This window comes from Bacillus sp. FSL R5-0654, from assembly GCF_038008745.1.
Classification (GTDB): domain Bacteria; phylum Bacillota; class Bacilli; order Bacillales; family Bacillaceae; genus Bacillus; species Bacillus safensis.
In genome coordinates, this window is sequence record NZ_JBBOZV010000001.1 from 799,210 (window position 1) to 811,091 (window position 11,882).

Below are 11,882 nucleotides of genomic sequence, written 5' to 3' on the forward strand. Positions count from 1 at the left end.
TGTGTAATTTAGTAGATAAATTTCTTAGTTCTATTGGTTTAAGTTGTATTTTTGTGTAGAAATAAGTGTTTTAAGGTCAAAAAACCACGAAAAATACCTGTATTTTCAATTAGAAAATTCATTTTAATGTTTAGGAAATAATTTGTTGACAAAATAAACTAAAAACAATATATTTGGCTTAATCCAGTCATTATGGAATTAGTTGTTAAATTTCCGGCGGGTTTATTCGAAGCATAATCTAGTGAAAGGGGGTGGCAAGAACCAAAGCGTAAGCGCCTCTTAGATACAAAAATGTCTACTAGAACTGAACAAATCGTCGTTTACTTGAAGAAAAAATGATCGCCATTCTAAACAGTAGATTGATCTTTCTACTAAAAGCACAGTGTAAGAGATTGTCCAAAAGACGTTAAGTCCTTATAAAAAAGAGAAAGCGGTTTCAATAAGAAATGTGAGTTGATCGAACGGTAAAGGAGGTGAACTCATATGAAAAAAAGAGAGAACAAGCTGAGGCGATGCGGTCTTCGAACGGCTGCATATGAGGATGAATGCTGAAAAAGAAGAGTGAACATGTGGGGTGCTTCTCTCCTTTTTCAGAAAAACAGATTTTCCTAAAAAATCCATCTTTCATTTTAACATAAGGTTTTTGGCTTGAAAACCACCTTTGCCCGAAAAGAAGATTGTGAATTGAAGGAGGTTTCATGATGAAAAAGGCTTTGTACCATGAAGACAGTGGATTGTATTTAGAAAAGATGCGCATGGCATTCCAAGAGCATTATGAGCAAAGAACAGATATGTGGTCTACTGATCCATCCTTAACAGACGCAGCAGTGATGTCATTAAAGGCATGGCGTTCAAGGGAAAAGAATGCACTTGCTTCTGTGCTGGATATCGGGTGCGGCAACGGCCGTGCACTAGAACATTTAAGCGGGCTTTCCGCATATGTCGGTATCGACCTGTATGAGCATGAGGAGTGGGAAGGGTTACAGAAAAGAGAAACAGTTCCTGTCCATTTTGTTCATCAAGATTTTATGTCATGGTCCATGGATCAGGGACGAGGGATGCAGTTTGATTTAATTTTAGATCATGGCTGCTTTCATCATCAACATCCTGATGATCATGAACGTTATTTAAAACAGGTCTCTTCTTTACTTCATGAAGGCGGTGTCTTTTCACTTGTTGTCTGGGGAGAACAGTGGAAAACAGGATTAATCGGAGAAGATGGCCGTTTCCATTTTTCATTTTCAGATTCTCAGCTTGGCGAAAAAATTTGTACATCAGGCCTTGAGCTTGTATCCATATCACCGTTACAAGCGAAGGCTGGAATAAGCCAGCATCATGTCATTGCCGTCAAAATCTAGTACAAAGGTGAGTGATTCAAAGCTAGCAGAGGAGTTCATGGGAAGAAAGAGCGTCTGCCAATCAAGAGCGTTTGCTGCTCTGACAGAAAATAAAGCATATGAACCAAAATTTCTGCTCCTTTGTACTGGAAAAGGACAAGGTCTAAAACGATGAGAGACATCGCACATCCATTTCCTTCTGCGGGAGCACACAAGCTGAGGGGTGCGTACACATATTCATCACTCCATCACTGCGCTATGGGAGTCGATTTGGGTGCAGTGATGAATAGGGGGGAGACTAATGAACAAGTTTGTAGATGAATTACAATCAATGATTCATCATTTTACCTTTCAAGATAAACACTATTTGCTCGTGGGGCCTGTGAATCTGCCAATTTCCATTCAACATGAAGAAGTGCCATTTAAGTGGTATGCCTTCGCGCCTGTTGAACGGGATACAAAACCAACGATCGAATCTATTGTCCAAATGAGTACCGCGCAGCAAACCTTTTCCTCTTGTCTCTTATTTGGCGACTTTGAAAATGAACGGCCGCCGCTTGTGCGAATCCATAGTGTCTGCCAAACAGGGGATGTGTTTGGGTCACTGAAATGTGATTGTGGTCCACAGCTTGCATTATCGCTGAAGAAAATCACCGATTACGGAAAAGGCATGCTTGTGTATATGGCCAATCAAGAAGGTCGGTCTATTGGGCTGATGGCAAAAGCGTTGACGTATAAATTACAGGAGATGCAGCTGGATACTTTTGAAGCCAACCGCCTGATCGGCTGCGGGGATGATGATCGGCATTACGAGGAAGCAGCAGCTGTTTTGCACTATTTAAACAAAGGGAAACCATTGCATTTACTAACGAACAATCCAGATAAAGTCGATTCTATTGCAGCTTATGGTCTTCCTGTTTTGCGGTTTGATCATACAGTCGAAGCCTCTCTCTACAATGAAGCCTATTTAAAGGCAAAAGCAGCCTCAGGACATATGGTCGATGAGAAGAAATTAATTAATCAATAGACGAGTATATTGAAAGAAGGCGGGAGAAAAGCGTGAAACCTGATATCAATTGGATTCAAATCCCAAGCGGCTATGCAACGATTGGAAGTAATGAAGAAGATATGAAAAAGGCAGCAGAATTCTGGAAGGACAAGCTGCTCAATCCAACCTACGGCCGTGAGAAAAAATTTCAAAAGTGGCTGTACAAAGAATTTCCATCCTATCAGCCGTATATCAACGAATTTTTTATCTCAGATACGGTCGTCAGCAATGAACTGTATCAAAGCTATTGTGATGAAACAGGCCAGACATACCCGGAGAGTTTAACGAACGAAGAGCTTGGCGGGGGAAAAGATCATCCAGCTTGGGGCATGGACATTGAGGATGCCTTCTCGTTCTGTCAGTGGCTGAGCGGGAAACTTGGGATTGATGTTTCGATTCCTACTGAAGAAGAATGGGAGTATGCTGCCCGGGGAAACACGAGAAATCAATACCCGTGGGGAGATGAGTTTGATCCTTCTTACTGCAATACGCACGAATCAAATATTGAAAAAACGACGCCTGTCCGTCATTACGAAAAGGGCCGATCCTTATTTGGTCTTTATGATATGGGGGGCAACGTCGAGGAATGGGTCAACACCAAATATCACGTTTATGAAGGCGGCATCGAGGTCGTCGATGATTTAACGGAAACACTCGGAAATGATTACTATATTTTAAAAGGCGGCTCTTTCGCAAGAGGTGGAGATTTATGCAGAGTCGCAAGAAGACACGGGAAGCACCCAGATCCCGTTTTTCGATTTACTGGTTTTCGTTTAGTGACTCGTCAAAAACAACATATAAAGGTGGGAGTGTAAAACTATGCATAGAGGACCAATTACATCTGTTTTATCAACTCAGCACGACCAAATTGTTTACACTGGCGGCTATGACCGTTGTATTTATCAGTGGAACCGGGCGACGGGAGAAGGAACGTTTATTGGCAGTCACGAGCATATCATTAACTCCATATCTCTTTCTGAAAACGGAAAGTATTTAGCGAGTGCATCGTCAGACTATACGATTCAATTGTATGATACAGGCACAAATACCCGAATCCGCACGTTGTTTGGTCATGCAGATGATGTAGAAGCCGTCGCTTTTGCGAAGCAGGATACTTTACTTGTATCTGTGTCCAGAGATAGAAGATGCTTAGTCTGGGATATCGAAACGGGCGCTATTTTAAGAGAATTCCATGGCCATAGCAAAGATGTATTAGCTGTATGGATACATGGTGATAAAGCTTATACAACAGGTGATGATGGATATGTCCTTGTATGGCTGTATGAAACCGGAGAAATTGTAGGGGAAATCGGCCCGTTTGATTATGAGCTCGATACGATCAGCGGCAGCAATCAAAAAGAAGTTTTCGCACTTGGCAGAGATGATGGCACCGTTATTATTTACGATGCAGCTACTTTACAGGAGAAGAAAATCATCAAAGCCCATTTACAGGGCGTCAAGCGCGTGAATTTTTCTCCAAGCGGCAATTACTTGCTGACAGCAGGCTACGACCATTTAATTAAGCTGTGGAATTATGAAACAGGTGATTTAGTCGATACACTGCTGCCTCATAAATATCAGTGGGAGCGCTCACTTGTCTGGACAGAGGATGAGAAGTCAATACTAGGAGCCAGCTTTGGAAAAACATATTGTGAATGGTCGATCGAAAAGGGCAAAGTCATATCAGATGAGATCGAAATGGCGACACCATCTATCAATGATATTGCGCTGACTGATGCGGGTGATATTATTACCGCATCTGATGATGGAAAATTCAGAAAAAATGGGATTGAAATTGCCAAATCGACGGGCGTTTTAACAAATGGAGTAGCTGTTGCACGGGATGGAAGCTATTATGCGTGGGGAGACCATGCAAGTCAAGTGCATATTGTTCATGAGTCATTACAGCAAATGGTTTCGTTTGATCTTAACACAGGTCCGGTCAACAGCGTGTATTTTCACGAGGAGGATCGTCAATTTTATATTGGAACTTACGGCGGTTATGTCCATGTCATTTCGACAGAACACTTAAAAGAAATCGGCCGTTCCAAAGCACACGATTGTGCAGTTAAAGCATTAAAGGTAGAAGGAGATCTTATCATCACAGCAGCAGTTGAAGGAACCATCTGTCTTTTAGATAAAAAGAGTTTGTCCTTAAAAGCGGAATACATTGGTGCGACAGAGCTGTTAAATGATGTCTTTATTGATAGTAAACGAGACCGTATCGCCATTGTTAGCCGCGACAAGAATGTGAGATTGTTTGATTTGCATACAGGAAGAATTTTAGACCAACATAACGAACACCAGTATTCGATTAAATCGGTCACAGTCACAGACTCAGGCTATATTGTAAGCGGTGATTATTGGGGCTATATCGTTGTGTGGAATCCAGAGCTGGATGTCAACACCGGCCCAATTAGAATTGCCCAAAATGGGATTAGTGCCATCAGACAATTAGGCAATGATGTATATGCAAGCTCATATGACGGCGGGATTTATCACGTTCGAGAAGATGGGACGCATACCGAAGTATTACGCTTATTTGAACAATTTCCGAAAGAAGTAATCTCTCATTAAGAAAAAGAATGTAAGCGGGGGATTCTCATGATAAGTGTTTGCAAGGAACATATGAAAAAAGGTCTGTCTGTACTCAATTGTCCGCATGTGCTCCTCATTAATAAATATGAATGTCGCAAATGCTGTTTTTGTAAACAACGAGCATCTTATAAACTTTTTTATTCCTTGCCTTACTATGATCGATCTGAAAAGAAACGGATGGAAAAAATATAGCACATGAGAATAGAACTCCTTCATTCCCTGAAGGAGTTCTTTCCCTTGAAAGAGAGGAAAGGAGACTTACATGAAAGACGATGTTTTTTATATGAAGCTAGCGATTGCCAACGCAAAGGCCATGAAAGGACAAACCTCGCCAAATCCGCTTGTCGGGGCAGTGGTAGTCAAAAAAGGAGAGATCGTTGGAATTGGTGCTCACATGAAGGCTGGCGAGCCGCATGCTGAAATTCATGCGCTGCAAATGGCAGGAGATAAGGCGAAGGGGGCTCATATGTATGTGACGCTCGAACCTTGTTCGCATCATGGAAAAACAGGTCCTTGCTCAGAAGCCATTATAAAGAGCGGGGTGAAACGTGTGGTCATTGCCACTGGGGACCCAAATCCACTTGTAGCAGGTAAAGGGATCACGATGTTGAAACAAGCAGGGATAGAAGTAGAAGAAGGGATATGTAAGCGGGAAGCGGACAGCTTAAATCTTCCTTTTTTTCATTCGATACAATCAGACCTTCCGTATGTCATATTAAAAACAGCCATTTCATTAGATGGGAAAATTGCAACAGCTCATCAAGAAAGCAAATGGATTACAGGGACAGAAGCGAGGAATGAAGTGCAGCAATTACGTCAAGAAGCAGATGCTGTCATAACAGGCGTCGAAACCATTATTCAAGATGATGCAGGTCTTATTGTAAAAGATTCATTCGTGACACAGCCCATTCGTGTCATTTTAGATTCCACCTTAAGGATTCCGCTTCATGCGAAATGTTTAAATGATCATATGGCAGAAACCATCATTTGTACCTCAAACACGTATGATCAAAAAAAATACCATCAACTGGTGCAAAAAGGACATCAAGTGTTTGTCACAAGCGGAGAAAATCGGACAGATCTTCATGCGGTGTTACGTATGCTGAAAAGGCGCTCTGTGATGTCGGTGCTTGTAGAGGCGGGAGGCAGTGTGAGCGCATCCTTTTTAGAAGCGTCCCTTGTGAACGAAGTCATTATTTATATGGCACCATTATTAATTGGGGGGAAAGATGCACCTACTTTCTTTGAAGGAGAAGGTACGAAAACATTAAAAGAAGCCATCCGGCCGGTAGATATGGATTATAGTATGGTAGGGAAAGATTTAAAAATGACGATGAGACTTTAATGAAAGAAGGACCTTGTGCATAAAGTGCAAGGTCTTTTGATTATTTTAAAAAAATAAAAGTGTACATACACCTTTCCCAGTCATGATGAATACGATGGATGGGGGTGATTCCATGAAAAGATGTAGGCAATGTGGTAAGACATATCCAACTCATTCGACAGACCACTACCAAAAAGGAAGCTGGTATGATGCGTATAAGGATGATGGCTGGGAATGTGATAGTTGTAAAAAAGGGATATCAGAAAAGCCAAGGAAACCAGTGAAAAATCCTTGCTGCGGAAAAGATCCTTGTGTTTGTGTGATTCAAGGTCCGCCAGGCGGGAGAGGAAGAAGAGGCCCAGCAGGTCCAGCGGGTGCAGTGGGTCCAGCGGGTCCGGCAGGCCCAGCAGGTCCAATCGGTCCAACAGGCGTAGGTTTAACAGGCATCTTGGCATTTGATCCAGCAGTAGCACCAACCTACCCAATAGGGCAAGTGGTGACATACGATGGCAGTACGTACGTCGTCAATTCAGTACCGCCATTAGGTACACCGGATACGTCGGCAGATTATACATTATTAGCTGCAGCGGGGGAAGCAGGTACAGGGCCAACAGGTGTCACAGGAGATCCAGGTCCAACTGGAGCCACAGGAGCCACCGGCGTGGGTTTAACTGGGGTTGTACCGTATGATGCTGCAGCAGCACCAGGATATCCATTGGGGCAAGTGGTGACATATGAAGGAGGAACTTACCTCGTCAATACGGCGCCGCCAACAGGTACACCAGATACATCACCAGATTATACGTTATTAGCCGCTGTAGGCGCGACTGGCGTTACAGGCGCTACCGGTACGGGTGCAACAGGAGCAACGGGAGCCACCGGCGTCACGGGAGCAACAGGAGAAATTGGTCCAACCGGAGCCACCGGCGTCACGGGTGCAACAGGAGAAATTGGCCCAACCGGAGCCACTGGTGTTACGGGAGCGACGGGAGAAATTGGCCCAACCGGAACTACTGGCACAGGAGTCACAGGAGTCACAGGAGCAACGGGTACCACCGGTGCAACAGGAGAAACCGGTGTCACAGGTGCAACTGGTGATACGGGAGCAACAGGAGCCACCGGTGCCACAGGGATTACAGGAGCGACGGGAGTAGGTCTAGCCGGCGTCACAGCGTTTGATCCAGCGGCAGCGCCGACATATCCAGTAGGTCAAGTGGTGACATATGAAGGAGGAACTTACCTCGTCAATACGGCGCCGCCAACAGGTACACCTGATACGTCACCAGATTATACGTTATTGGCCGCTGCAGGAGCGACTGGCGTTACGGGTGCAACCGGTACAGGAGTCACGGGTTCCACCGGCGCAACAGGAGTGACAGGACCAACCGGGGAAGTTGGTCCAACCGGAGCTACCGGCGTCACTGGAGTTACGGGAGAAGTTGGCCCAACCGGAGCCACTGGTGTTACGGGAGCGACCGGGGAAATTGGCCCAACCGGAGCTACTGGCACAGGAGCAACAGGGATCACAGGAGCGACAGGAGAAACTGGTGCAACCGGCGTCACAGGACCAACAGGTGCAACTGGGGTAACTGGTGAAACAGGGGCAACAGGAGTAACCGGAGCGACGGGAGTCGGTTTATCCGGAGTCGCAGCGTTTGATCCAGCAGTAGCGCCAACTTATCCAGTAGGTCAAGTGGTAACATATGAAGGAGGAACCTACCTTGTTAACACGGCGCCACCAACAGGCACACCGGATACTTCTCCAGACTATACGTTATTAGCAGCCGCAGGCGCGACAGGTGTCACGGGAGCGACAGGAGCAACTGGGGTAACCGGTGATACAGGAGCGACCGGAGCAACGGGCGTCACAGGAGCCACCGGGGTAACAGGAGATACGGGTGCAACGGGTGTAACCGGCGTCACAGGACCAACTGGTGCAACTGGGATAACTGGTGATACAGGGGCAACAGGAGTCACAGGAGTAACCGGAGCCACCGGAGCCACGGGAGTCACGGGTACAGGAGCAACCGGTGCAACTGGAGATACAGGAGCCACCGGCGTCACAGGAGTAACTGGAGCCACCGGGGTAACAGGAGATACGGGTGCAACTGGAGATACAGGAGCCACCGGTGCGACTGGCGTCACAGGAGCTACAGGTCTCACCGGAGCAACTGGATTAACCGGAGCCACGGGAGAAACCGGAGTTACCGGAGCGACAGGAGTGACAGGAGCCACGGGAGTGACCGGTGCAACTGGATTAACTGGATTAACCGGAGCTACAGGAGTGACAGGAGCCACGGGAGTGACCGGTGCAACTGGATTAACTGGATTAACCGGAGCTACAGGAGTGACAGGAACCACGGGAGTGACCGGTGCAACTGGATTAACTGGATTAACCGGAGCGACCGGTGTCACAGGAGCCACAGGCTTAACCGGAGCCACCGGAGCAACTGGATTAACAGGAGCCACCGGAGCAACTGGATTAACTGGAGTAACCGGAGCGACAGGAGTGACCGGAGCCACGGGAGTGACCGGAGCCACGGGGGTAACCGGTGCAACAGGCGCAACGGGAGTCACAGGTACAGGAGCAACAGGCGCCACCGGTCCAACAGGAGTGACAGGATCGAGTGCGATCATTCCGTTTGCTTCAGGTACACCTGCTGTCCTGACAACAATTGCAGGCGGTCTCGTTGGAACATCCAGCTTGATCGGATTTGGTAACTCAGCGACAGGTGTCAGTATTTTAGGCGGAGTGATTGATTTAACCGGTGCTGCAGGCACTTTACTCAATATGGCGTTCTCAGTTCCTAGAGCCGGAACAATCACATCATTTGCCGGCTATTTCAGTACGACAGCTGCTCTTTCTTTGCTTGGCACAAGTATTACGGTCACAGCTAGTTTGTTTGCTTCACCAACACCAAATAACAGTTTCACTCAAGTAGCGAGTGTCACTTTAGCACCAGCTTTAACCGGTGTTTTAACGCTGGGTGCGATTGCAAATGGTATTGCGACTGGTCTAAATGTACCAGTCACACCTGAAACACGATTGCTTGTTGTGTTCTCCGCATCAGCTACAGGTCTTTCCTTAGTGAATACCGTAGCTGGCTATGCGAGTGCGGGTTTATCAATCACGTAATAGGCATATAGGGACGACTCGATGCCTGAGTCGTCTTTTTTGTTTGAAAGAATTTTCTCTTAACTTAGTAAGAAAAAATGATATCATTTTCTTAGAGTCTATTCGGGTGAATCTACTGAATTAGGGGTTGTAGCGGTGAGGATGGGCAAAAGGAAAGTCTCTTTACAAACGAAAATTTTGGGGTTAATTATCGGGCTTTTGCTTGTTGTCATTGCATTATTAACCATTTGTTTTGGTTTTCTGCAGACATCAGAAAGGCAGGCACAAGCTGAACAGCTGGCGGTGCAGACCGCTAGAACGATATCATATATGCCGCCCATTAAAGCATCGGTGGCTTTATCAGCGTCCCAAAATGAAGAACAGGCAGTGCTTGAGCAAATGAAGGAGCAAGTAAGAGCACATGCCATCTTCATTACCAATCGAAAAGGAAAGGTCCTTGTTCATACGAATCATGAGGACGTAGGAAAAACCATCAGTGTATCGGAAGGAAGAAGTACCCTCTTATTTGGAGGAACCTCCATATCAACTGATGATTCTAATGGTGAAACCGTTGTCAGAGGCAGTGCACCCATTATGAAAGAAACAGAGGGGCATGAAGAAATTATCGGCACAGTCACCGTCGAATTTTTAAAAAAGGAAATTGATCAAGCGACAGCTCATCAGCTATTGAAGCTTAGCTATATTGCCCTTCTCGTGCTTTTGCCTGGCATATTCGGTGCGATTTTTTTAACGAAGAGTATTCGCAAAGATACATTAGGGCTTGAGCCGCATGAAATTGCTTCGTTGTATCGAGAAAGAGAAGCGATGCTGCTCGCTATAAAAGAAGGGATTATTGCGTTTGACCAGAAAGGCGCGATTACGATGATGAATACATCAGCTGAGCACATGCTGCGCGTCTCATCAAAGCTGCCTCTTCATATTGATCAAGTCTTGCCAAATGCCAAACTTCTTCTCTATTTAAAGGCAGAGACGATTGAACCTAACATCGAAACCGTCGTCAATGATAAAACCTATGTCTTAAATGTGAAAAAAGTAATGCAGGATCATCGAGTATTCGGAGGGATTGTGAGCTTCAGAGAGAAAACAGAGCTGACGAAGCTGCTGGATACATTAACAGAGGTCAGCCAATATTCAGAAGACCTAAGGGCCCAAACGCACGAATTCTCAAATAAGCTGTACGCCATTTTAGGCCTGCTTGAGCTGAAGCAAGTCGATGAAGCCATCGACTTAATTAAAGAAGAATATCATCTGCAAAACCGTCAGCACGATTTACTCATGAAGCAGATTCGGTCTCCTAAAATACAAGCCATCTTACTTGGCAAGTTAGGGAAAGCATCTGAGAAGAAAGTCCAATTTCACATTGATGAAAATAGCTCACTTGAGCCGCTCCCAGCTCATTTAAGTCTATCTCACTTTATCACCATCATTGGCAATCTCGTCGATAATGCTTTTGAAGCTGTATTAAATAAGGAGAAGCGCGAGGTTGACCTGTTCATCACAGATATTGGGTTTGATATTATCATAGAAGTGTCAGATTCAGGTGATGGAGTGAATGAAGAGGAATTGTCACAGATTTTCACAAGAGGTCATTCGTCAAAGGGAGAAGGACGAGGCTATGGGCTTGCGAATGTGAAAGAAGTATTGGACGAGCTTGGGGGCTGGATTGAAGTTGCGAACCAAAAAGAAGGCGGTGCCATCTTCACTGTATACATACCGAAAGGCACAAAGGGGGAATAGATGGTGATTAAGGTACTCATTGCGGAGGATGATTTTCGAATCGCTGCCATTCATGAATCTTATATACAAAAGATAGAAGGATTTAAGGTCGCCGGAAAGGCAAAGAGTGCAAAGGATATGTGGGAGGCGCTCCAAAGGGAACAAGTCGATCTCATTTTGCTTGATGTGTATATGCCTGATGAACTCGGCACAAACTTGCTGCCGCTTTTAAGAGAACGCTGTCCGGAAGTAGATGTGATCATAATCACGGCTGCAACAGAAACAACGCTTTTAAGAGATGCGCTTCATTACGGAGTGGTTCATTATTTAATCAAACCGGTGACCGCACAAAAGTTTGCACAAGTCTTAACCGAATATAAAGAGAAGAAAGACATCATCAATTCAAAGGATGAAGTCAATCAAACGATGATCGATCTGTTTTTTGGGCAGATGCAGGAAGAGCCAAAACAAAGGGATGACAGAGATCTCCCCACAGGCATCAATTCACTGACCTTGGATAAAGTGAAAACATTGATGGCATCAGAGAATAGCGGAATTACAGCAGAAGAACTTGGGGAAAAGATGGGCGCATCACGTACAACAGCGAGACGATACGTAGAGTATCTTGTGACAACAGGGGAATGCCGGGCAGAGCTTGCATACGGAATCATTGGCAGACCTGAACGTAAATATTACCCTGCCAAACAAGCGGAGTCTTAAAAG

The 11,882-nt window shown here is 45.4% G+C and carries 9 protein-coding genes; 8 read left to right on the forward strand and 1 reads right to left on the reverse strand.

The genetic code is table 11. The annotated features are described in order from the left end of the window. The first annotated feature begins 701 nt into the window (after nt 1–701). Nucleotides 702–1,358, forward strand: a complete 657-nt coding sequence (locus tag NSS76_RS03820) for a class I SAM-dependent methyltransferase (protein ID WP_024424594.1) — start codon at nt 702–704, stop codon at nt 1,356–1,358. 35 nt (nt 1,359–1,393) lie between these two features. Here NSS76_RS03820 and NSS76_RS03825 read toward each other — a convergent pair whose 3' ends face one another. Beyond that, entirely contained in the window at nt 1,394–1,519 is a 126-nt protein-coding gene (locus NSS76_RS03825; protein ID WP_254968622.1) for a hypothetical protein, read from the reverse strand. Between the two features lie 119 nt (nt 1,520–1,638). Here NSS76_RS03825 and NSS76_RS03830 point away from each other — a divergent pair, with 119 nt between their 5' ends. From NSS76_RS03830 to NSS76_RS03860, 7 genes are all read left to right on the forward strand, one after another. Beyond that, entirely contained in the window at nt 1,639–2,364 is a 726-nt protein-coding gene (locus tag NSS76_RS03830; RefSeq protein WP_024424596.1) for a GTP cyclohydrolase II, read from the forward strand. Between the two features lie 32 nt (nt 2,365–2,396). After that, complete coding sequence (locus NSS76_RS03835; RefSeq protein WP_044335455.1) at nt 2,397–3,200, forward strand: formylglycine-generating enzyme family protein; 804 nt, start codon at nt 2,397–2,399, stop codon at nt 3,198–3,200. A 4-nt stretch (nt 3,201–3,204) separates the two neighbouring features. Then, nucleotides 3,205–4,962 (forward strand): WD40 repeat domain-containing protein, encoded by a 1,758-nt coding sequence (locus NSS76_RS03840; protein ID WP_024424598.1) that lies wholly within the window; start codon nt 3,205–3,207, stop codon nt 4,960–4,962. Nucleotides 4,963–5,245: 283 nt separating this feature from the next. Continuing rightward, a complete protein-coding gene (gene ribD, locus NSS76_RS03845; protein ID WP_341080852.1) occupies nt 5,246–6,328 on the forward strand; it encodes a bifunctional diaminohydroxyphosphoribosylaminopyrimidine deaminase/5-amino-6-(5-phosphoribosylamino)uracil reductase RibD in 1,083 nt (360 codons plus the stop codon). 112 nt (nt 6,329–6,440) lie between these two features. Continuing rightward, a complete protein-coding gene (locus NSS76_RS03850; RefSeq protein ID WP_341080854.1) occupies nt 6,441–9,443 on the forward strand; it encodes an exosporium glycoprotein BclB-related protein in 3,003 nt (1,000 codons plus the stop codon). A gap of 141 nt (nt 9,444–9,584) precedes the next feature. Further along, nucleotides 9,585–11,180 carry a sensor histidine kinase gene (locus NSS76_RS03855; protein WP_341080855.1) on the forward strand — a complete coding sequence of 532 codons (1,596 nt, stop codon included), beginning with the start codon at nt 9,585–9,587 and terminating at the stop codon, nt 11,178–11,180. A gap of 3 nt (nt 11,181–11,183) precedes the next feature. Next, a complete protein-coding gene (locus tag NSS76_RS03860; RefSeq protein WP_025092679.1) occupies nt 11,184–11,879 on the forward strand; it encodes a response regulator in 696 nt (231 codons plus the stop codon). Nucleotides 11,880–11,882: the final 3 nt, after the last annotated feature.

Excerpts from the sequence above, each read along its gene's own strand:
- NSS76_RS03820 (WP_024424594.1), top strand. The coding sequence starts at position 702 with ATGAAAAAGGCTTTGTACCATGAAGACAGTGGATTGTATTTAGAAAAG.
- NSS76_RS03825 (WP_254968622.1), bottom strand. The coding sequence starts at position 1,519 with ATGTCTCTCATCGTTTTAGACCTTGTCCTTTTCCAGTACAAAGGAGCA.
- NSS76_RS03830 (WP_024424596.1), top strand. The coding sequence starts at position 1,639 with ATGAACAAGTTTGTAGATGAATTACAATCAATGATTCATCATTTTACC.
- NSS76_RS03840 (WP_024424598.1), top strand. The coding sequence starts at position 3,205 with ATGCATAGAGGACCAATTACATCTGTTTTATCAACTCAGCACGACCAA.
- ribD (WP_341080852.1), top strand. The coding sequence starts at position 5,246 with ATGAAAGACGATGTTTTTTATATGAAGCTAGCGATTGCCAACGCAAAG.
- NSS76_RS03850 (WP_341080854.1), top strand. The coding sequence starts at position 6,441 with ATGAAAAGATGTAGGCAATGTGGTAAGACATATCCAACTCATTCGACA.
- NSS76_RS03855 (WP_341080855.1), top strand. The coding sequence starts at position 9,585 with ATGGGCAAAAGGAAAGTCTCTTTACAAACGAAAATTTTGGGGTTAATT.